22 protein-coding genes are annotated in these 21,978 nt (G+C 39.2%); 12 read left to right on the top strand and 10 right to left on the bottom strand.

All coding sequences use genetic code 11. The features are described 5' to 3' along the window. Positions 1 to 333 precede the first annotated feature (333 nt). Positions 334 to 2,253 carry a sensor histidine kinase gene (locus tag AB1Z56_RS14650; RefSeq protein WP_426789482.1) on the bottom strand — a complete coding sequence of 640 codons (1,920 nt, stop codon included), beginning with the start codon at positions 2,251 to 2,253 and terminating at the stop codon, positions 334 to 336. Further along, the gene (locus tag AB1Z56_RS14645; RefSeq protein WP_313264246.1) at positions 2,250 to 2,993 is read right to left on the bottom strand and encodes a LytR/AlgR family response regulator transcription factor; all 744 of its coding nucleotides are present in this window, start codon (positions 2,991 to 2,993) and stop codon (positions 2,250 to 2,252) included. Before AB1Z56_RS14645 ends, AB1Z56_RS14650 begins: the two co-directional genes overlap by 4 nt. Before the next feature lie 187 nt (positions 2,994 to 3,180). Here AB1Z56_RS14645 and AB1Z56_RS14640 point away from each other — a divergent pair, with 187 nt between their 5' ends. From AB1Z56_RS14640 to AB1Z56_RS14605, 8 genes are all read left to right on the top strand, one after another. Next, on the top strand, positions 3,181 to 3,834 hold the full coding sequence (locus AB1Z56_RS14640) for a Pr6Pr family membrane protein (RefSeq protein ID WP_426789481.1): 654 nt from the start codon (positions 3,181 to 3,183) through the stop codon (positions 3,832 to 3,834). A gap of 73 nt (positions 3,835 to 3,907) precedes the next feature. Beyond that, on the top strand, positions 3,908 to 4,429 hold the full coding sequence (locus AB1Z56_RS14635) for a hypothetical protein (protein WP_426789480.1): 522 nt from the start codon (positions 3,908 to 3,910) through the stop codon (positions 4,427 to 4,429). 148 nt (positions 4,430 to 4,577) lie between these two features. Continuing rightward, on the top strand, positions 4,578 to 4,985 hold the full coding sequence (locus tag AB1Z56_RS14630) for a VOC family protein (RefSeq protein ID WP_309362533.1): 408 nt from the start codon (positions 4,578 to 4,580) through the stop codon (positions 4,983 to 4,985). Positions 4,986 to 5,244: 259 nt separating this feature from the next. Then, positions 5,245 to 5,514, top strand: coding sequence for a hypothetical protein (locus tag AB1Z56_RS14625; protein WP_313264239.1), 270 nt, complete (start codon positions 5,245 to 5,247; stop codon positions 5,512 to 5,514). Positions 5,515 to 5,639: 125 nt separating this feature from the next. Then, entirely contained in the window at positions 5,640 to 6,005 is a 366-nt protein-coding gene (locus tag AB1Z56_RS14620; RefSeq protein WP_115050065.1) for a hypothetical protein, read from the top strand. 85 nt (positions 6,006 to 6,090) lie between these two features. Further along, entirely contained in the window at positions 6,091 to 7,479 is a 1,389-nt protein-coding gene (locus AB1Z56_RS14615) for a TolC family protein (protein ID WP_426789479.1), read from the top strand. A gap of 6 nt (positions 7,480 to 7,485) precedes the next feature. Then, positions 7,486 to 10,659 (top strand): efflux RND transporter permease subunit, encoded by a 3,174-nt coding sequence (locus AB1Z56_RS14610; RefSeq protein ID WP_426789478.1) that lies wholly within the window; start codon positions 7,486 to 7,488, stop codon positions 10,657 to 10,659. Positions 10,660 to 10,758: 99 nt separating this feature from the next. After that, positions 10,759 to 11,847 (top strand): efflux RND transporter periplasmic adaptor subunit, encoded by a 1,089-nt coding sequence (locus AB1Z56_RS14605; RefSeq protein WP_426789477.1) that lies wholly within the window; start codon positions 10,759 to 10,761, stop codon positions 11,845 to 11,847. A gap of 56 nt (positions 11,848 to 11,903) precedes the next feature. Here AB1Z56_RS14605 and AB1Z56_RS14600 read toward each other — a convergent pair whose 3' ends face one another. From AB1Z56_RS14600 to AB1Z56_RS14590, 3 genes are all read right to left on the bottom strand, one after another. Continuing rightward, on the bottom strand, positions 11,904 to 12,185 hold the full coding sequence (locus tag AB1Z56_RS14600; protein WP_426789476.1) for a hypothetical protein: 282 nt from the start codon (positions 12,183 to 12,185) through the stop codon (positions 11,904 to 11,906). Beyond that, on the bottom strand, positions 12,179 to 12,946 hold the full coding sequence (locus tag AB1Z56_RS14595) for a hypothetical protein (RefSeq protein WP_426789475.1): 768 nt from the start codon (positions 12,944 to 12,946) through the stop codon (positions 12,179 to 12,181). Before AB1Z56_RS14595 ends, AB1Z56_RS14600 begins: the two co-directional genes overlap by 7 nt. A 353-nt stretch (positions 12,947 to 13,299) precedes the next feature. Further along, positions 13,300 to 13,920, bottom strand: coding sequence for an HPP family protein (locus AB1Z56_RS14590; RefSeq protein ID WP_309362546.1), 621 nt, complete (start codon positions 13,918 to 13,920; stop codon positions 13,300 to 13,302). A 412-nt stretch (positions 13,921 to 14,332) separates the two neighbouring features. Here AB1Z56_RS14590 and AB1Z56_RS14585 point away from each other — a divergent pair, with 412 nt between their 5' ends. Beyond that, positions 14,333 to 14,791: a VOC family protein gene (locus AB1Z56_RS14585; protein ID WP_426789474.1), complete on the top strand. Its 459-nt coding sequence runs from the start codon at positions 14,333 to 14,335 to the stop codon at positions 14,789 to 14,791. Here AB1Z56_RS14585 and AB1Z56_RS14580 read toward each other — a convergent pair. The 3 genes from AB1Z56_RS14580 to AB1Z56_RS14570 form a co-directional block, all read right to left on the bottom strand. After that, complete coding sequence (locus AB1Z56_RS14580) at positions 14,788 to 15,126, bottom strand: winged helix-turn-helix transcriptional regulator (protein ID WP_426789473.1); 339 nt, start codon at positions 15,124 to 15,126, stop codon at positions 14,788 to 14,790. The two genes, AB1Z56_RS14585 and AB1Z56_RS14580, sit on opposite strands and share 4 nt — an antisense overlap. Positions 15,127 to 15,194: 68 nt before the next feature. Further along, positions 15,195 to 16,358: a PepSY-associated TM helix domain-containing protein gene (locus AB1Z56_RS14575; protein WP_426789472.1), complete on the bottom strand. Its 1,164-nt coding sequence runs from the start codon at positions 16,356 to 16,358 to the stop codon at positions 15,195 to 15,197. Positions 16,359 to 16,612: 254 nt separating this feature from the next. Then, positions 16,613 to 17,188 (bottom strand): GNAT family N-acetyltransferase, encoded by a 576-nt coding sequence (locus AB1Z56_RS14570; RefSeq protein WP_426789471.1) that lies wholly within the window; start codon positions 17,186 to 17,188, stop codon positions 16,613 to 16,615. A 364-nt stretch (positions 17,189 to 17,552) separates the two neighbouring features. On the opposite strand from AB1Z56_RS14570, the gene AB1Z56_RS14565 reads away from it, so the two are divergent. After that, complete coding sequence (locus AB1Z56_RS14565) at positions 17,553 to 19,082, top strand: DUF2931 family protein (protein WP_426789470.1); 1,530 nt, start codon at positions 17,553 to 17,555, stop codon at positions 19,080 to 19,082. A 15-nt stretch (positions 19,083 to 19,097) separates the two neighbouring features. Here AB1Z56_RS14565 and AB1Z56_RS14560 read toward each other — a convergent pair whose 3' ends face one another. Continuing rightward, positions 19,098 to 19,328 carry a GNAT family N-acetyltransferase gene (locus tag AB1Z56_RS14560; protein WP_426792394.1) on the bottom strand — a complete coding sequence of 77 codons (231 nt, stop codon included), beginning with the start codon at positions 19,326 to 19,328 and terminating at the stop codon, positions 19,098 to 19,100. A gap of 516 nt (positions 19,329 to 19,844) precedes the next feature. Here AB1Z56_RS14560 and AB1Z56_RS14555 point away from each other — a divergent pair. Next, positions 19,845 to 20,522 (top strand): ATP-binding cassette domain-containing protein, encoded by a 678-nt coding sequence (locus tag AB1Z56_RS14555; protein ID WP_426789469.1) that lies wholly within the window; start codon positions 19,845 to 19,847, stop codon positions 20,520 to 20,522. A gap of 58 nt (positions 20,523 to 20,580) precedes the next feature. Here AB1Z56_RS14555 and AB1Z56_RS14550 read toward each other — a convergent pair whose 3' ends face one another. Beyond that, a complete protein-coding gene (locus AB1Z56_RS14550; RefSeq protein ID WP_115050093.1) occupies positions 20,581 to 21,264 on the bottom strand; it encodes a YceI family protein in 684 nt (227 codons plus the stop codon). A gap of 310 nt (positions 21,265 to 21,574) precedes the next feature. Here AB1Z56_RS14550 and AB1Z56_RS14545 point away from each other — a divergent pair, with 310 nt between their 5' ends. Next, positions 21,575 to 21,958, top strand: coding sequence for a winged helix-turn-helix transcriptional regulator (locus tag AB1Z56_RS14545; protein WP_075993811.1), 384 nt, complete (start codon positions 21,575 to 21,577; stop codon positions 21,956 to 21,958). Positions 21,959 to 21,978: the final 20 nt, after the last annotated feature.

The following is a 21,978-nucleotide window of genomic DNA, read 5'->3' as shown; positions in this document are numbered from 1 at the left end:
TGCATGAGTTATAGTCGCGCTTAATATTCTTTGTAAGAGTTTGATATTATCGACGATATTGCGAAGAATGGGTCAGGTATTTTACATGCTGAATGAGCATAAATCACAGACTTAAACTAGTAATACCGCGAATAATAGGGTGAAATAAAAACCTGTTCGGATAGGTTTATCCGAAGAAAAGAATAATTAGCCTGTGGTTTGTGAGGCTAAATTATGCGACTATAAATTTGAAAATTGTGCTCAAAACGCTATTTCGTTGGTTTATACACGAATATAATTAATTTATCTGGTTTTCTGCAAGTTGCGAGGAAAATAGTGTTAGCATGGCAATCGTTAATAGGTCACAGGGATGTGGAGTGTAACCGTGGTGCCGGCAGTTGGGGATTTGGTGATCTGTACACTTGCTTTTTTGCCTAACAATTGCATGCGTTCTCGGCTGATCGTTCCTGAAAGCGAACGATGTGAAACTTCAGGAAGGTCGGGGCTGTCTTTTCCGCTATCTTCAATTCGCACCTGTAGGATATCTGCCGACAACTCAAATTGGATATCAATGTTCCCATTACCCGTTTCGAAGTCTATGCCATGCAGAATTGCATTTTCAACATAGGGTTGTATTAGCATTGGCGGCAGCATGACCGCACTCAGATCTTGGTCTTCAGGTTGTGTGATATGGTAATGGAAAGCATCCTCAAAACGCATTTGCTGCAGAATCAGATAGTTTTCTAAGGTCTCCAATTCCTCATTTAGTGGAACAAGGTTTTCACGGCTTAACTCGAGATTGCTACGTAATAGTCGACTAAAACGGTTTAAATATTTAATGGCATTTTCTTTTTTATCCAGGCGCATGAAGCTTTGTACAGCCGAAAGGGTGTTGAAAATGAAATGCGGTTCCATCTGTGTGCGCAATAGCTGTTGCTGCAATAAGACCTTTTCTTTCTCCTGTCTGAAACGCCGCTGGCGAAAACTGTAATACAGGAAGAAAAGTACGATGATCAATAAAATAACCGCCAAGGAGGAAATGATTAGCCACAAGCGATTTTGTTGTAACTGAAGTTTATTGATCTTGATATTTTCGTTCAGTATACGAATAGACTGATCTTTGGCCTGGAGTTGATATAGGGCATTCATTTCCGCGATCGCTTGTGTATTCTCCGATTGGTAAATCCCCCTTTGTAATTGAACAAGGTGATTCAATACATCAATTGCTGCTTTATCTTTTCCTTGCAAGCGGTATACGGCTGCAAGACTGTTCTGAAATGTAATTTCGTTGTTGGGAAAGATTAATTTGGGAAATTGCGCTTTCAGTTTGCCGGCTTTTTGGATGAATTTTTCTCCCAATGTCGGCTTATATAATGAAACATAGATAGCGGCAACATTACTGTAGTCGACGAATAAATTGTTCATCAATATGGAGGATGCTGTCTGTTGGTGCAAACGTTCATCGATTGCTATTTTAAGCAATTCATAATGTAAAATGGAATCCGGTTTTTTTGCAGTTTCATAGTACTGGATTTTGGAATCGTACAGAAAACTAATGTTGTATTTATCTGGATTTTTAGCGTGCAATTCTTCGAGTCTATGAAGATAGGGGGCAATATCTGCTGCAGGTCTTTGTAGGGTGTTGAGCGTCTGTATCATTTGTACCAGAACACGTTGCCGATTAATATGTCCTTCTGGTAGCGAATCAATTAGTGGTAACACTGATCGATTCATTTTTTCGGCGAGGTTATACTGGAAGGCGCTCAGATTGTTTTGTGCTGCGGATAGCAATATCGCTGATTTTGCTTCGGTTGACAGTCCTGCCGCGGTATCCGACAAAACAATGGTGGCTGCTTTGTTATAATAATAGCCTGCTTCACGTTGCTTGGCTTCGATACTGCGGATGTTTCCTATGCCATTGTAGATAAGTGCTTTGTATTTTGCATTTCCAGTTGTTGGTTCGATGAGTTCAAGCGCTTGTTTGACAAAAAAAAGAGCCGAATCCTGATCGCTCATGGCGTATAGTCGTGCCAGGTAATATTTTACACGGGCGGCGAGTACAGTGTCTTTTTTTACAGTAGAATTGCGGTCTAATTGTAGCCAGATTCTCCTGATGGAATCCCCATTTGTTGGATTTAACTTTAGGTCTTCGAGCGCTTTGATCTGTGCAGCAATAGTTTCGCGATCTGGCGAAAAAGAGTTTTGTTTTCTGCTACAGGCGATAAAAAATAAGGACAATAAGAGCCCAACGAAAATGCGGTTCAGTGATCTCATTTTTCTGGAAAGAGCTGATTTAAGATCGAGTTTTTCCGGCGTGATGAAATTGGAATTTCCTCTTTGTTCTTTAAGACAATATATTCGGAACGATTGACGCCAGAAATATGCGATCTGTTGACAAGATAAGATTGATGCGTGCGTAAGAAGTAGGGTTGAGGCAATAATTCTTCATAATATTTGAGGGGCTTGGAGATTAACTCTTTAGTGCCATCATTCAAAAAGAAAAAAGTATAAGGACCATCGCCCTTACAGTATACAATATTATGAACGGGGACGATACGTACATTGTGAATCGACGCCAATGCAATGCTTTCGGGTAGCTCACTGGCATGCAATGCCTCATGCGCCATTGATAAACGCTGCATCCATTGCGGATTGTTTTCTCTTTTGCGCCGATAGCGTTCCAGTGCTTCGTTCAACTCGGTTTGATCAACGGGTTTTAAGAGATAATCCAAAGCGCCATATTTGATGGCTTTGATTGCGAAGTGATTGTAGGCAGTAATGAAAATAATATTCTGTGGAATTACAGTTAGCTTTTTTAAAATATCGAATGCTGTACCATCACGGAGCTGGATATCCATAAGTATGACATCGGGCTGTTTTTCTTCAATCAATTTTACCGCATTTGTCACCGTATCGCTCCAGCCAACAAGTTCAACATCGGTTTCCTGCTGGACCAAATAGCTGATCTCTTTGCGCACTGCAGGTTCATCTTCGATAATAGCTATTGTTATCATGTATCCATCCTTTATATCCAGTAAAAATAATAATTGTAAGTAAGGAAACTGAATTCATTTACAATTCGTCGCCATTATTTACAATCTGGATTCAGATTCTCAACAGGGTAGCGAGGAAATTGGTCATTTAAAATTCCAAAAGGCAGCTGAATTTTTTATATTTAGTATTGTATAGACCACTCGTAATATGGAGACTCAAAAGTCATTAAAATCGGTTTTTGCTGGTAGCATTGGTTTGATTACCTTATTTGCAGTCGTTGGGCAATTTGTATTAAGCGCTCTTGTCTCTAAGCTTGGCCGCATGGACTATATTGTTCAGTTTTTTAGTTATTTTACGATTCTGAGTAATGTAATGGTTCTGTTATGCTGTTTTTTTTCTGTTTGTTGGTCGAAAAGTCGAATCGGGCTATTTTTTACTAAACCCGAAACCATTACGGCTGTAACACTATATATTCTTATTGTCGGTATAATCTACAATGGTATACTTCGCTTCCTGTCGCATCCACAGGGTTTATCAATGGTGGTTGACGAATTATTGCATGTGGTCACTCCTTTGAGTTTTTTTCTTTTTTGGTGGCGTTTTCTGGACAAGGGAGCAATCCGTTGGAATCATATTTTTTATTGGTTGATCTTCCCATTAGTCTATCTTTTTTATACGTTGTGGCATGGTTCATTTTCTGGGTTTTATCCATATCCCTTTGTAAATGTTTCCGAATTGGGAATGGACAGGGTTCTTTTGAACAGCTTTGGAGTGACCTTGGTTTTCATCGCCATTGGTGCATTATTGATCGTATTGGGAAAATGGCAAAACAAACGGTATTCTCAGCGGATTAAAAAATAAGAAAACTCAAAGCTTGTCGATATTGTTATATTACTAGAACAGCGTTCTATTTTTTACTTTAATTGAATTTAAAATGGTTATACGATTTTTTGTCTGTGTCTCTTTGGTATTATGTGGGATATGTTGTTTTGGTCAAGTCGATGTTGATAAAATGCGAGCCGAGTACGCTACTGCTGTTCAAAATAAGAAACTCTGTGAAGCGAATCTGAAATTATTGGAGGGAGCTGCCAATTCCGCAACGGAGAAGGGATACCTGGCTGCTTATGAAATATTATGGGCGAAACATATGGGTAATCCGTTTACAAAATTAGGTCAATTCAAGAAAGGGAAAAAGCTTTTGGAGGAAATGATCATGAAATATCCCGATAATATCGATTTACGTTTTATTCGTTGGAGCGTGCAGACACATGCACCTTCTTTTTTAAGCTATAGTAAAGATCGATTACGAGATAAAGAATACTTGGTCCACAATTTACATAAATTGCCCAATCCAAAGGGGCGAGAAGTGATCTATATCTATTTGAAGGAAGCAAATAATTATCTCAAAGGTGATCATGTGTTTTCACAGGCCGAATTGAATGAGCTTTCTAAGTAACAAGCTATCCATATAATGAGCTCTCCATATAAGGTATGACCATTCCGCTGCCTATTTATTGATGCTGAATAAAAATCTTCGCATAGGTCAAGTTTTTTTTGGATGAAAATTTCCAAATTTGTAGGATAAGAAGCAATTAAACTTTAAAATGATGAAACAGATATTTATTAATCTCGCAGTAGCAGATGTGAATAAGTCAATGGATTTTTATACACAACTGGGCTTTACGAATAATCCTCAGTTTTCCGATGAACAAGGCAAATGTATGGTTTGGAGTGAGCATATTTTTGTGATGCTTTTATCTCCGGATAAATTTAAAACATTTACAGAAAAACCGCTAGCAGATACAAAAAAACAGATTGCAGGACTATTTTCACTTTCTGTTTCCGGTTTGGATCGTGTGAACGAAATTGTCGATAAAGGACTGAAAGCTGGTGGCATTGAACCAACGCCAATGAAAGACTACGGGTTTATGCAACAGCGGAGTATTGAAGATTTTGATGGTCATACCTGGGAGATATTTTATATGGATATGAGCAAATTTCCAACTGCATAAAAATCAGGTCGGAATAATCGGTTATCGTAAAGTCCCTTGCAGTAATGTAAGGGACTTTTTATTTTGTTGTTAAGGTAGCGAAATAGGTGTATGCCGACCATTGCTGATGCCGATTTTTTTACCGGTGCAACGAATATTAAACCATCGAATGCGAATTATAGTTGTGCCTTGCGAAAAGCTGGGTTAGGTCTTACATTTGACAACATATCCGTTTGCTGTTTAGATAAACGGATGGCTAACAAATCATAAAACTTGACACATGTTTAAAAATAAAAAGCTCAGCAACAATCCGCTTCATTATGTTTATGCGATGATATGGTTGGTGTTATTTGGTTCCATCGCTTACTACGTTTATTCGGGCGCGGCGTTTAAACCTGAGAATGGTAAAATTCATCTGGTAGCCATACTTATTGCTTGGGTCGTGGAGTATCTGGGGCTTACAATTACAAGTCTACTATTCTTATTGTATGGAATCTATCGGGCCATGACAACCGTTTTAGAGGATGTGAAGGATAGTCCTGATATTTGAGCGATTTGTGCAACATAGTGTTTACAAATCCTATGGCTATGCTAATGTTACAGTAGCATTTTACGACGTTAATTATATTTGTTTTGTAAATACATATTGTGGTTTACGTGTAAGTCGTGGTACCTATGTTCAAACAAATTACATTTCGAGTTTTGCTGTTGATTAGCGCTTTGTTGCTTGTCGTAAAGCCATTAATTGGTTTTACGTTATATCATCAGGCCAAAGCTCAGGGCGAGAATGAGTTTATAACGGTTATCAAGGCTTTCAGCAAAAGAAAGCAGGAATACCTGGATTGGGTTGAAACCAGCGAAGGCAGCATAATCTGTAATGGTATGTCTGCAGTAGTGGGACGCATCCGAACGTTGCTTATTTTCCATTTCTCCAATTTTTTCTCACCTTCCGTTGGGAAAAATCCGACAAACAATTTCTTAAGTCAACTATTTAGCCCTTTTGAGCGGCTCTACCTGTTGCATCTCCGATTGACTTTATGATTTGATAGCTGTTTAAAATAGACGAAAGGCGTTATTCTGCTTAAGAATTTCGTTGCTGTAATTTATTTAAAATAAGATATTAAACATGTTTAAGAAAATAGTCCTGATAGGAGTTTTCTTGCTTTCCTGTGGCGTTTTTTGTCATGGGCAGGAAAATAATATACCTATCAAACTCAATGATTTATTGTCTGCGGTAGCACAACATGCACCTTCTTTGCGTACTGACTATACGGGTACTATGGTACAAGAAGCACGTGCGGAGGAGATACGAAACAACCGTTTGCCGAGTTTGCAGCTATCCTATCAAGCTGATCTCGGTTCAAATAATAATGTACCCGGACCTTACTTTGGTTTTGGTATTGTGCCGACCAACAATGGGGGAATACGTGAAAATAATAATTACCATGCCGTCAGCAGCAACCTTGCTATTGCGGCATTTCAATGGGAGATCTATAATTTTGGCGCGTACCAGGCGCAAGATCAATTGGCTCAATCGGCGATTAATGTTGAAAAGAAACGATTTGATCAATCAAAATACGACCTGCAATCGTTTACGATCTACAGTTATCTTCAACTGTTAAAGTTGCATGACCTTATTGAAATTCAGACAAGGAGTATCGATCGAAACCGAGAGATCAGGCAATCGATATTTGCTGTAGTTAAAAGCGGTATCCGGGCGGGGGTTGATACCAGTATGGCGGATGCGGAGATTTCAAGAGCGAAACTGAGCCTAATTGAACTTGAAAATCAACAACGGCAGTTGCAGATTCGTTTATCGACGCTGTCTGGATTGCCCTCCGATCAAATTGTTGCCGATACGACCGCTGAAAAGATCCTCTTTGAGCAGGTGAAAAGTTCGCCCATTGAATTGAATGGGGGTACGCAGCATCCCTTAGTAGCCTATTACAATGCTTTATTTGATAAAACCAAAATGGAGGAAAAGCTGGTGTCGAAAAGCTACCGTCCTAAGCTCTTTCTTTCGGGGGCAGTGTGGGGACGTGCTGCGAGTGTAGATCACAGCAATAGTTATCGATCCTTAGCGGAGGGGTTTGGAGTGGAACGGGGTAATTATCTCGTTGGTGTCGGAATCAATTACAACATCTTTGATCTTCAGCGGAAAAAAGTAAAACTCAATACCCGGCGGTTGATGGTTGATCAAGCAGGTCAAAAGTTGCAGGAGGAACAGGCAAATATAACCATGAATATTGAGCAGTCTTCTGCAGAGGTTGCTACCGCCGAGAAGAGGTTAAACGAGATTCCACATCAGACTAAAGCCGCTAATGCAGCCTATCGGCAAAAGTTTTCGCTCTATAAAAACGGGCTAACAGATATTGTAGAAGTCAATGTCGCTCAAAATATGCTCTATCAGGCCGAACGGGATTATATCGCTGCCAAGTATAATTATTACCTCGCATTATTCCATCAGGTCGTTGCCCAGAATAATGTAGACGGTTTTCTCCAACTTTTTAAATAAATGTCTATGTCATTAGTTACAGCTGCTTTAAAACGGCCAATTACGACAGTGATTATTACGCTGAGTCTACTGTTATTTTCCATCTTATCACTTTTTAAGATACCTATCGATATATTTCCCCAGCTTAATTCGCCAACAATATATGTGATTGAGTCCTATGGGGGGATGTCTCCCCAGCAGATGGAGGGATTTTTCTCCTCCCGGATGCAGGATCAATTTCTATATGTTAACGGCATAAAAAATATTTCTGCCAAAAATATTCAGGGGCTTACTCTACTGAAATTAAGTTTTTATGAAAATACGGATATGGCTGAAGCATCGGCACAGGTTGCGTTGCAGGTAAACCGGGCCATGAAGTTCTTTCCTCCGGGAGCGCTGCCTCCACAAGTTGTCCGCTTTGACGCTTCATCACTTCCTGTCGGACAGCTTGTTCTGTCATCAAAAACAAGAAGTTTAAAGGAAATATACGATATGGCAAGTACGCTTGTACGCCCGATGTTTTCCGCTGTGCCTGGACTTTCGGCACCACCACCTTTTGGAGCCAACTCACGAACTATAACGGTCAATGTTGATCCCAATAAATTACGGAGTTATAACCTGACTGCGGATGAAGTCGTGATGGCATTATCAAAATTCAATGTGATGTCCCCTTCTGGGAACCTGCACCTTGATAATACGATGTATGTCACGACGATAAACTCCCTCATCAAGAATGTCAGTGATTTTGCTAATATTCCAATTTTGACGAAAAATGGGATACCTATCTATGTAAAGGATGTCGCGCGTGTATCGGACGCATCTGATATCACGGTAAGTTATGCCTTGATCAATGGAAGAAGATCCGTTTATATTCCTGCGGTGAAAACCTCAGATGCATCAACCTGGGCCGTTGTGCGTAATCTGAAAGCTAAATTGCCGGAGATTCAAAACTTGCTTCCTGAGGATGTAAAGGTGTCTTATGAGTTTGATCAGTCTGTGGCTGTGATGAATTCGGTTCAAAGTCTTTTGCATGAGGGCGGACTGGGTGCTTTATTGACCGGGTTGATGGTGTTGTTATTTTTGCGGGATTGGCGCAGCAGCCTGATTGTCATTGTTACGATACCAGTTTCCATTTTATTGGGGGTACTGTTGTTGAAGCTTTTTGGCCAAACAATTAATATCATGACGTTGAGTGGTTTGGCGCTGGCGATTGGAATTTTAGTTGACCAAGCTACAGTGACGATTGAAAGTATACATCAGCATCAAGAAAAGGGGACACCTAAGCGGAAAGCAATTTATATTGCCTGTCAGGAGATTGCAGTGCCATTGCTACTGATTCTCTTTTGTATTTTAGCGGTATTTGCGCCTTCGTTTATGATGGAAGGTATCCCAAGAGCCATGTTTTTACCCTTATCGCTGTCCATTGGTTTAACTATGATTGCTTCCTATTTTATGGCGCAGACGTTGGTTCCGATTTTATCGAATTGGCTGCTTAAGGATCATGCTATCGGACATGTTAAATCGGATTCTCCGGGTCTTTTTGATCGGATAAAAAAGCGGTACCGAGTGATATTACATCGATCCATGCGTCATAAGGGTAAGGTTGTCTTAAGCTATTTATTTTGTACGATTGTGATGTCGGCGCTCGCATTCCTATATATTGGTAAGGACATGATGCCGAAGGTCAATAATGGACAGTTTCAATTGCGTATCAAGGAGCCGGACGGGACAAGGTTAGAACGTACGGAAGAATCTGTTAAACAGGTGCTGCAGCTGATTGATAGCACGGTCAATCATCAGGTTGCGATCAGTTCTTCTTACGTTGGTTTGGTTCCGAGCAGTTATGGTGTTAGTAATTTGTATGTTTTTAATACAGGAACACATGAAGCCGTCATTCAGGTTAATTTAAATGCAGATTATCATGTCAATATGGATGAACTTAAAGATGTACTCCGACGTAATATTCAGTATAAGATGCCACGTTTGCGGTTCAATTTTGAGCCCATAGACATGACCGAGAAAATCATGAGTCAAGGTGCGGCGACACCTATTGATGTACGTATTGCCGGAAAGAAGATGGATGAGATGAAGTCATATGCTGATAAGGTTGTTTCGGCACTGCATAAGATCGATTATTTACGGGATGTGCAGATTGCTCAACCCTTAAAGCTACCGACAATAGCAATAGGCATCGATCGGCTTAAAGCATCACAATTGGGTTTACAGATGGATGATATTGCGCGCTCTGTGACGGCGAGCACTTCTTCGAGCCGTTTTACGCAAAAGATACAATGGCTTGATGAAAACAATACCTATACCTACCAAGTGCAGGTTCAGGTTCCCGAATATGTCATGAATACGATGGACGAATTGCGTGAAATCCCATTGGTTAAAGGACAGTTAACTCCAACCTTAGGTGATATTGCGAGTTTCAATACACAATATATGCCCGGCGAATACGATCGGCAGGGACCAAGACGCTACCTCACCGTGATAGCCAACATACATCAAAAGGATTTGGGAACAGCGACTTCGGATGTTCAAAAGGCTATTCGCGCGTTGACTGCTCCGCCGCGTGGCGTTATTGTTGAGATGAAAGGGATGTCGACACTTTTGCTGGAAACCATGAGTAGTCTGCAAATAGGTTTGCTGTGTGCTGTTGTTGTTATTTTTCTTTTGTTGGCTGCAAACTATCAAAGTGCGAAACTTTCATTGACGGCTTTGGTGACTATTCCAGCAGTTATCCTAGGAGCGTTGTTAATGCTTCTAGTGACGGGTTCAACGTTAAACCTGCAATCCTATATGGGCATGATCATGTCTACAGGCGTTTCGGTTGCAAATGCCATTCTTATCGTCTCGGGTGCGGAAAATCTGCGGATCGATCTTCGTAATGCACGGACGGCGGCTTTTGCGAGTGCTGCTACACGTTTGCGTCCCATATTAATGACAAGTATGGCTATGATTGCGGGGATGATTCCGATGGCTATGGGAATGGGAGAGACTGGGGAGCAGGCGGCTCCACTTGGACGTGCTGTTATCGGCGGTTTATTTGCGTCGACTTTCGCAGCTCTTTTTATCCTACCACTGTTGTTTGTATGGATGAAAGAAAAATCCAACTATAATTCTGCCTCGCTTCTGCCTCATGAAGAACCGGTGAATGCAGAGATTATTATAGAAAACAATTCCTATATCGCAAATTAGTTATTAAGTGCTGTAAGCTTAAATTCGATTTTACGTTAGGCTGGAGATTAAAATTTTTAGAAAAAATATGCCATCGTTAGGATGGGAAAATCATTACATATGAAAAAATTATGCTATGTGTTCATGTCGATAAGTTTGCTGACCGCTTGCGGAAGCACGGAGAAGCCTATAGACCTTACGCCAAAACAACCGGGGAAGACGGCAGCTCATGAAGTTGCGGTATTGCAAGAAAAGGTGATGTCAAGCAGCGTGAGATTGCCTGGGAAGCTTAAACCATATAATGAAGTAAATATCTATGCAAAGATGAATAGTTTTGTCAAGCATATCCATGTAGACCGTGGTACAATTGTCAAGAAAGGCCAATTGTTAATCCAATTGGAAGCACCTGAAATGCTAGCGGCGGTACAGGCCGCACGTTCGCGTTATGTACAGGCGCAAGAAACGGCTTCCGCAAGCAAAGATAAATATCGCCGGCTTAAAAATGCCGCCCAGGAAGAAGGTGCCGTCTCACCTTTGGATTTGGATAATGCACTGTCCAAGATGAAAGCCGATGAAGCCGTTGCTATGTCTGAAAAGGCCAACGTAGAGGAGGTTGAGATGATGCAGTCTTATTTGGATATTAAAGCTCCTTTTAATGGTATTATTGTGCAACGTAATGTTTCGGAAGGTGCATTGGTAGGTCCAGGAAAAGGCAACGACCAACCTTTACTTATTCTGCAGGATCTTAATCGATTAAGATTGGAAGTGCAAATTCCGGAGACCTATGTGGACAAAGTTGATTTGTCTAAAAAAGTTGCTTATCGTTTCAATAATAAACCGAATAAGATATTTGAAGGGATGATCGCTCGGTCGGCCAATTCGCTGGGGGCCATGCAGTCTGAAGCAATTGAGGTTGATGTTCCCAATGCGGATAATTTGCTGAAACCTGGTTTATATTGTGAGGTTGATATTCCACTTTCTGCTGGGGCCAGTTCTTTGCTGGTGCCATCCAATAGTATTGTTCGTTCGACGGAAAGGCAATATGTTATTCAAGTCATCAATGGAAAAGCTCATTTTGTGGATGTCAAAGAGGGGGTGTCTACGCATGATTCAACGGAGATTTTTGGTCAATTGAATATAAACGACCGGATTCTGCTGCATGCAAATGATGAAATTAAGGAAGGGGTGGCACTTTCTTTGGAAAAATAAGAAGAGGTCATAAAACAATGGGGGCGGTTTGTACTGTCCCCATTGCTTATTGATTCTTAGTTGTTATGATTTAATATGTCATAAAGACTTTTAATCAGAAGCCGTATTTGGCTGTTGTTGTGATCCGAAAATGAAAACTCATCGGCAAAACGGTTTGCTCCTCTTATAAATTCTCGTAATTCTTGTTCATTGTCTATCGTGGATGCGGTTGAAAATTTACTTTTATAAGGGAGAACATAGTTTAAAAACGCCCCAATCGGAGGGTTGAGTGATGCTTCCTGTTCTAGTATCGTCAAGAGTTGCAGATAATAATTTTTTATGTGTTCGATATTTACCATGGTAAAGGAATTTCTTGTACTAATTTCTTAAAGGCGTCATCTCTGACCGTTGCGGGTATGAACAATTGAATTGCTTTACCCGGAAGGTGTGGATTAATGACACCTGCGGCAATAGGCTGTCTTGCTGTGGTCCCTTGCCATACTTTTAAGGTTTGTGTTTGCGGTACTTCATAACGGTAAAATTTACTGAAATTGTTCCATGCTGGTTGAACGGCAGTACCGCCGATTACGTCGCCAACGGACTTCGGTATATCTTTTGTCCAGTAACCACCGGCAGGATTTCCTCCGGTGACACGATATATTTTTGTACCCGCTGGTAGTTCTATTGCTGTCGCATCGACAAAATTGGCTGCCTCAACGGCAGGTAAATCTAAATCTGGGTTATTCCAGGGACTTATTTTTCCACTGGATAAGCCATTCGGTACATAATCAGATTTCTCTATGCCAGGGATATTGTTCCAGTCTTCGATATATACCCTTTGGTGGTAAATGCTTTGTGCAGTTTCTAGGTTATTCATCAAAGCAGCTTTATCCTTCGATTTGGAAAATGCCTCTTTGAGTTTGGTCTGATCCAAGCCCTTTGCTATCCAGTTATTTAATTTGGCTTTGGTTCCTGTTCCCAAAGATTTTTCAAGGTCATCCATCCAACTGGTCGAATTTTCAATTTCATTGATTGAATCGTCATCCGAGGAACAATTAACAACAAGTTGGCTTGTTAAGATTAATAGAATCAACAGCAGTGTTTGTGTAAATCTAGTCATGATTGGTTTACGTTGTTTAGTATAAAATTAAATGCAATGAATAAACGAGTTAACGCTATTTCGGAACAATTGTTTTGGTAAAAACTAATTTTATGTTAAATAATTATTTTTACAGAAATACTTTTGTGTATTAATATGTTTTTTATTTGTTAAATTAGGTAATTGTTAAAATTTATGCAAACTGTTTTTAATAAACTGCTGAATTTAAAGAGAAAGGTAATTTTATTGATTATAGGGGCTTGATGGGGTCAAATAGACAATGCCAGCTTATTCTTGGGTGGGATTTTGCTTGTATATGAGTTAGTTGACCATTCTATCCGATAGATTTGGATAGAATGGGGGATTCCAGAGCCTTATAGGTTTGATGGACTCTTGGTTCTGTCAAAACGGGTTTTTAAATGCTGCCTTCTTGAACGGCGCAAACGTGATTTCTTTACGGGATAATGTCTATTTTTGGTGATATTGTTAAAGATTAGCGCCACAAGGAATAAAATTAAGCAGCCCGATAGTACTGGACTTAATACATACCAGTACCCCATTGAAGAGATTTTTGTCCCACTACTGACGGCAATAAGTGCGGTTGCTCCACCAGGAGGGTGCAGCGTGCGCGTGTGCTGCATACAAACGATCGATAATGCAACAGCAAAGGGAGCGGTCAGCCAGATAATATCGGGAAGGAGCTGTGCAACGGTAACCCCGGCGATTGCTGAAACAACGTGGCCGCCGATTAAATTGCGTGGCTGTGCAAGTGGACTTTGTATGGCACCATAAACCAAAACCGAGGAAGCTCCGAAAGAACCTATCAAAAAGATATTTTCCAGCGAAGGTAAATGAAGTGATTGGATATAGGCGATAATAAATATCCCAACAAATGCACCAATAAATGACCAAAAATGTTCCCAAGGATCGACTAATGTCTCTCTATAGATCACATATCTATAGATTCGTAATTGTCTGTGAAGATGCTGTTTCATTTTATTTGCAAATATATATAGACCAAGGGCTTTAAACTTTGCGCATTCTATCTTGATTTTTGAAGAATTTATAACATTCGATTTCTTATGCTGGATGTCACGATACTTTGGCAGCAAAGTCCATCGAAATGATGTCTAAGGAATGCCCCATTTTTATAAACTCATGGTAGTTACAACGCTTTTGTCTCTTGTTCAGATCGAAGAATTTACCGGGCAAAAGTACACTAAAATAATAAGATCTAACTCCTGTAATTTAAAATCTCCCTTTTGATACCGCTAGTTTTAACGTATACTCTTTTCTGGTCCAATAGAATTGGTTGTTGGTTTTCGATACGACCAACGCAACTTACAATTTTGTAAGTTGTTCCAGTCTCCGGAAAAACACATTAGTTTTGTTCAAAAATTATACCCTATGGAATTGAAAGATAATATTGTGGGTTTTCACCACCTATCGATTAAGGCTCAGGATTTTGATAAGACGATTGGCTTTTATGGAAATCTTGGTTTTATTGTCGTGCATGAATGGTCGCTACCCGAGTTCAATTTAGAACGCTGTGCCATGCTTTTTAATGCCTCTGTAGGCTATTATTTGGAAATTTGTGATAAGAATGCTGCTATTCCAACGCAGGGAAGAAGGCGTAAAGAAGGAGAGGAATATGTCGAGAATGCGCTACTTCATCTGTGTTTTACGGTAGAAGATGCCGAAGATGCCCGAATACAGGCTATCGCCCATGGTGCAGAGGACCTGAGTGCTGGTGTTTTCGAACTCAGGCTCAGTCAAGGTAAAAAAGATGTTTTTGTACGCAACAGTCTCGTTTATAGTCCAAATGGAGAGGTGATTGAATTTTTGGAGCAGGTTGATTTTAGTTAAGGATAGTCGTTATTAAACTCAGAGAGCGCTCCCAATAGGGGTTTTAGCTGATGACTTTTGTCGGTCAGTGAATAGACGGATGCTGTTTTACTTCGGTCTTTTTGAATGAGTCCATCCAGCTGCAATTCTTTCAATTGTTTCGCAAGTGTACGATCGCTTACTTGGGGCAGAAGAATTTTGAATTCCGAATAGTTTGTGTCCTGCTCGAGGAGTTTGAATAGAATCGAAAGTTTCCATCGACCACTGAATAATGCCAACGTTTTTGAGGCATTACAGAACTGTTTTAATGTTTTTTCATTGATTGCATTCGTCGAATTTTCTTTGCGGTCTGTCATAGCTACTAATATCGAAAAAAATTGGATGAGTCACCAAGATATTATTTATGGATAACACGCATGGTATGCTATGCTATGGTTTGAAGTTGAATTGATTTATTTTTTTTGCTTTTTGAGGGTTTCTTCTTCTTTCTTTTGTTCAGCCATATCCATATCCCTGTGATGGGGAGAGACGCAGCAAGTGTAACGGCTAAGAATGCAATAATTTTAGAGGGTAGTCCAAATATCGATCCCATATGGATGGATTTCATCATACGTTGAACCTGCTGTGCCAAAGGTAACTTTTCTAAAGGGTTATTTTTAAGTAACTGTCCGGATTTGCTGTCAAAGAATGCCTGGTTGATCTGTAAAGTTGCATTTGAAAAGTTTTCCTTGGTTAGCGCAAAAGCTAAATCCTTCTTTTCAGGAAATGTGACAATTATATTTCCCGAGGTAGGGTATAGGCTGTTTAACTGCTGATAGATCGTATCCAGTACAAGGTAATCTGAAAAAGCCAGTTTATTGGCGTTGCTGATCTTCTCTTTTGTTGATTTTTGGGTTGAACCCAATACTTTATAGAATTGTTTATTGTACCAATCGAAACTCCAGGTCAATCCTGTTAAGGTAAAAATAATTAAAAACAAAGATGCGTAGAAACCGCCGACTGCGTGAAAATCCCAGACCTTTCTTTTGAGAGAGGCTGCCATTTTCATCGTTACACGTTGTCTGAGCATGGATTTATTTTTGGGCCACCAAAGGTAAATGCCACTTAGGGCAAGAAAGAGAGCCGCTAGAGCTGAGATTCCCGTTAGGGTACTTCCGATTTTTTCGACGAGAAGAAAACGATGGATATCTAAGGTTTTTTGAAAAAAACGGTCACTCTGCCGACCTTTGGATAATAGTTCTCCAGTATAAGGATTCATATATGCATACCAGTATCCGGTCTTCTTTTGTCCATACTGTATACGGACACTGCGGGAAGGATCCGCTGGAATTTCGACACGAAACAACTTTTTGTCCGGAAATATAGATTCGGCTTTTTGGGAAATATGTGCAAGGGAAAGACGATTGGTTTGTACGGTTACCTTCTGTTCTTTCGGCCATAAAAGTGGGGTAAGCTCTTTTTCAAAACTCAATAACATTCCTGTAACGCAAACAGCAAAAAAGATTACACCAAATAATAAGCCCAAATAAAGGTGGAGTTTTCCAAGTATATTTTTTAGAATATTTTGTTTAGCTCTTTTATTTGTCATAGATGCGCTGTCAATAGGATGAACAGCGCAAAAATACAGTATTATCAGTAATTATTCTAAATAAACGTAAAAAGTTGATCACGTTGTTAATCGTCCCAATCTTCATTATCAGCGTAATACTCTTCAGGTCTTCTGTCAAGAGGTAGATCTTTGACCATACGAATTGTGGCATTTCTTAATTCAGGATTTTGTTTTAGGTGGTACTGATTGGCGGAATAAGGACTGAAAGGCAACAAATAAGATAAACACTGTATTTAATCAAGGGAAATATACATGTGGTAATATTCGCCTCCTGCGAAAGGCGTTTTTTTAACAAGCTTAAAACCAATCCTTTCATAGAGCTTTTGCGCATTGGGATTCTTTAGGTCAACGAGCAGGCCAACTTGTTTAAAATCATGTTGCTTGGCATGTGTAATCGCATACTGTAAAAGTTGTGTTCCGATACCTTTACCTCGTGCAATGGGAGCAACAGCAATTGAATCGATATAAAATTCGTCACCAGCTGTTTCGGCTTCTGGAATCAAATTATTGTTGTATTGCTCCTTCATGTGATCCAAAATCGGCTGCCTTAATTCAACAAACTGATCAGCATCATACCCGGTTAAAGAGCCTACAATACGTTCATTGTCGTCAATTGCGACAAATGTATTCTCATAACTATAGAGATTACCTTTTTGCCTAAAAAGCTGGGTTAGAAAAAGTACTGCCTCTGTTGGATCTTCTTTTTGAATAAAACGAAATATAATGTCTCCCATCGCCTGAAGCATAATTTCAGGTACGACATGCGAATCACTTTCTTTGGCTTTTCTAATATTATTATGTATATCCATGATTTGAAGAATAAAAACGAAGTTAGTAAACTTGATCGACTTTCCTTAGCGGACCTTTGATTGGAGTGTTTTCGAAGAATTTTTACTATAACGAGCGATATCTCGCTGGAGAGAGGGGGGGAGCTGGACCTTTACTGACTGTGTTTGAAATGGCCCAGGGTATCGATTTTGGCGAAAACCGATAAAAGTTAATTAAATACATTCTTGTTAAAAGAATATATTGTCTACTTTGGGTCGAATATTTGATCAATGTAGTTGAATATCGATCGATTTATATTCCTAAAACATTTCTTGTTATTTTTGAAGTGTGTTGTTGTCGGTTAGGCGAAATCAACAGATTTTTTTGGATTAAAAACAAATTACAATGATTTTAAGAGCTACAGTTTCTGCTTTTTTGGTTGCCATCATCAGCCTAATCGCGACCCTACTTGTACAGAATGCAGATTTAAATTTGGTTTATGCTGCATTTTGTTGTTCGCCTTATTTTATTGTTATCGCCTTGGTTTATTTCCATTTTAATTTCTTTCGGAAAAAGTTAAAGGTCTTAGAGAAACCAAAATTCCCTTTTGAACTTGGCTATGGTTTTCTTTTTTATTGCTTATTTTCTTTATTGCTTCCGGTACTTCTTTTTTTATCAACCTTGGGTGATGAATACGAGCATCGGCTTTATGCAGATCTAGGGGGAGTGATTAAGGAAATGTTTCCCTTGATTTTAACACTCAGTATTTTCCTGACATTCTTTAGTAGCGTGATTATAACATGGGCCGTAAAATCCTGGAAATATTTAGTTCCGACTTTGCTTGGATATCTTATTTTGCTACCGATTATATTCGCGTTCTCAACGACAATACGTGAGTTTAATGACCTCAGGGAAGAACGCCTGACACAAGAAGATAATATCAGAGAAGGGCGGTATAAATGGTTTTGTGCGATGAGTAATCCAACAGCTTATCCCGTTCAGTTGTTTAAAGGCCGTTTTATCTTTCCGAAAGATGAAGATTATGAATTTACATTTAGTGAGGGTAATATCGTGAACTATAGTGCGGTGTGGGGGCAAGCTGGGGGTGGTACATATGAGCAAGTGATGTCATTGCCTAAAGCATTGGACATTACCTGGTATTCATTTGTTGAAGATGTTTTTTATCGCATGAATGGTCCGATTGATTATGGTAAATTGCGGACGTTATTCAGTACAGCATACCAAGAAAAGAGGGCGACGAAAACTGTTGATGAACATTACAATAAGATTATTTTGGGCTTTGCTCCGGGAGGCGTACTTGTAATATGGGCCACTGGGACAGGACGTCGTCAGGTCGAAATTGGTCGTTATCAAGCAGAGAAAGTAACGATCAAGGCTGTGGATCAATCCAAGGATAATGGTGAGTACGGTAATATCTTTAATCAGAAATGGCGCGAACAGGTATTGTCCGATACATCGATTATTCCTTCGGATGTTCAACAAGCTATTGCAAATAAACCTATTCCCTATGGGTATTGGGATAAATTGCGCACGCGGTATTCTTTACAGCCAAAACTTGTTATGTCTGCCGATATTAAAACATTCGACGCGGACTTTGAATTTTATAATGCAGAGCGTTTTGTCTTTGATGAGCGTCTTCGGGATATGGACATGGCATCTCGAGGTATTCCCAAAGATGTTTACATCAAATGGTATGATCAGCAAAATAACCGATGTGCTGTGCGTTTTTTGTTTGATGAAACTGAGACTTTTAAAAACTTTGATTCATTTTTTAATGGTAAAAAGAACATTGGGGCTGTGCTGGAGTTCAATGTTGATACAAAGACTAAAATAGCAACAGCGACATTAAGGAATGATACTGAAAGTGAGCTGATTTTGAAAACTGACGTAATCGACTATGGGGAGCATTTCTAAAATTCGGAATTGAGTCTAAAGATCTTTTTTCATGTTATAGTTTGTTATTTCGACTTCAGTTCGTATTTGGATCTGCTCAGCGATAACTTTGAATCCATTCGCTTCAAAAAAAGATTTCGCGGTTTTACTTACATCAGCCGTTACGAAAGTACTTTTTTGTCCTTTTGCTTCATCTTCCAATGCATTGTAGAGTTTTTGCGCAATCCCTTGGCGTTGAAAATCTTTATGGACATACAGGACGTCAATATAATTTCCATGAGCTCAGGAGGCAAAACAGCGAGTGAAGAAAAAATTGGATCAAATCGAAGATTAATAATGATCCCGTAAACCTTTGAGCTGTATCAGCTGGGGTTAAGGAATGTTAAAAATGATGCTAAGGCATTTTTTTTGGCTATATTCATTTCAGCATTTAAATCCTGTTTATAATGATGACGCCGATTATAATCTAATACATTTCTTATTGAAGCATATTAAGACGATTGGGTTGAGTTTGAAGTTTTTCAGATTCATTATTCTTTTTAATTTATTTGTGACAGGCTGTATTCTTTTACAGTCACCTCGTTTTATGCTGAGTTCCATCGGTATGGTGTCATTCTATATGTTCATCTTTTGGTTTAAAGTCATTGGTTCTATTATTTCTTTTATTGCCGAATATATTTTTCATCTTCCTAAGAAAGAAGTATTTCTAAAAAATTTGCATATATCTCCCATAAGTCTGCTAATAAGGCTTACTATAATAGACTTTTTGTTATTTATAATTTTATGTTGGAGTCTGAAAATTTATCTAATGAGCTATTATACATAGATAGTTTATCGTTTAGTCGTAGCGACAGGAGCATCCTTTCGGGGCTTTATTTGACATGTGCGCAGCACGAAGTAGTCGGAATTTTGGGCAGAAATGGTAGTGGGAAATCTACCCTGATGAACGTTATATTTGGACGTATCAAAGCGGACTTTGCTTACATGCGTTGCAAAGGTGTCAAATTTGAAAAAGGCTACCAGACAGGAGAGATTACCTATCTCCCTCAGGAAGGTTTTTTGCCTAGAAATTTGCTGCTTTCTGAAGCCCTTCAATTTTTTCAAATAGATGATGTTAATTTGCTGGAGCTCCCATTGATTCAAGAGAATTTAAATAGGCGATTGAGTAGCTTATCTTTGGGCATGATTCGTTTGTTTGAAACGCTATTGATCATTTATACCAAAGAATCCATCACTTTACTTGATGAACCCTTTGTCGGTCTTAGCCCTATTTATATTGAACTCATTAAAGAACATATTAAGCTAGTAAAACATCGAAAAGGAATATTGATATCAGATCATTATTTTAGGCAGGTAATGGATTTAAGTGACCGATTATACCTTCTAAAAGATTCACATTTGATCCATGTCTTGAATGATGATGATCTTGTATTTGGAGGTTATTTAAATCAAATAGATTAATCAAGTAGAACCTACTCGATTAATCTATTTACTAAAAGCGACTAAACGCTATTGAAAACTATTTCGCATTTTTTGCAGTGACATTAAGTTCAATGTCAACATTTTGTGCAATCATCCAATCTTGTGGATTACCTTCTGTACCGTAAGAAAGACCCCAATCTTGTCTTTGGATCGTAAATTTAGAGTAGAATGTTACTTCGTCACCATTGAACGTAATTTTTGCAGGGAAAGTTACATTCACCGTTTTATCCTTGATGGTTAAGTTACCACTCACCGTATTTGTCGCATCAGCAACAACACTTTTTCCTTGCGCTGCATCGAATGGACCAACTTTGGTGATTTCGAATTTTGCAGTTGGATATTTTGCTACATCAAAGAAATCAGCACTTTTTAAATGTGCATCCAAATCTGATGATTTTTTGCCACCGGATGTTGCAGGATCTACAGAAGCTGTATCTGTCAAAATAGAATTGACGTCGATCGTGAAAGTACCACCAGTAACGGCATTATTTTCAGCTGAAAGTGTGCCTTCGCTTTTCAAAACACCATATCTTGGGTTTAAACCACCTTTATGATAACCAGTCCATTTTAATGAGCTTTTATCTGCTTCCACAGTGTAAGTCTGTCCTTTTTGTTCAGTTACTTCCTGAGCAGTTGTTGTTGTTGCTTTGTCTCCGTTGGTATTTTGACAAGAAGCTAACAACAGGATAAGGGCTAAACCCGAGATTAATTGCTTTTTCATTTTTAATCGTTTTATTTTTTATATGTTATTTACACTTTACATTTTGCAGCATCAACTGTGCCAATTTGTGCTTTCTGATGTTGCCGATACAAAGGTAGATGATAGATAGTTTATTTTTGGTATCAGTTTCCTTAAAGAAACTACTTTCCAAAAAGATAGTGGTCTGTAACTTTATAAATGCGTATTTTTGTAAGAATAAAGAAATCATGTCAGTGGCGTGAAGCTTTGCTGGTGTGTTCATTTATCGTTGATCGTATAGGGGATAAGGAAGGTTGTGAGGGTGGACAATACATGAATAAAAAAAAGTAAAATGAAAAAAGAAGCAACTTTAACGTCGTCAGGTGCATGTAAAACGAGGGTGTTGGCCATTAACGATACCATGGAGATTTTGGCAGGAAAATGGAAATTTCATATTATAGGTACTTTATTGTTGGTCGAAAAATTACGTTTTATGGAACTGTTGCGCGAAGTTGAGGGGATAGGTGCGAAGATGTTGTCTAAAGAACTGCAGGATTTAGAAATGAATCAGCTGATTAGAAGAACCGTATTAAATACCAAACCCCTGACGGTGGAGTATGAATTGACCGAATGCGGAAAAACGTTGGGTCCAATCATTGATGAGATTACCAAGTGGGGTATAACCTACCGGAGTAAGCTTTATACCAAGAATGAGGAAGTGGAAGCTACAAGTTAGTATGTAAACACGCCTTTGTT

It is taken from the genome of Sphingobacterium sp. WOUb80 (genome assembly GCF_050058145.1).
Lineage (GTDB): Bacteria > Bacteroidota > Bacteroidia > Sphingobacteriales > Sphingobacteriaceae > Sphingobacterium.
This window is presented reverse-complemented; position numbering and strand designations above follow the sequence as displayed.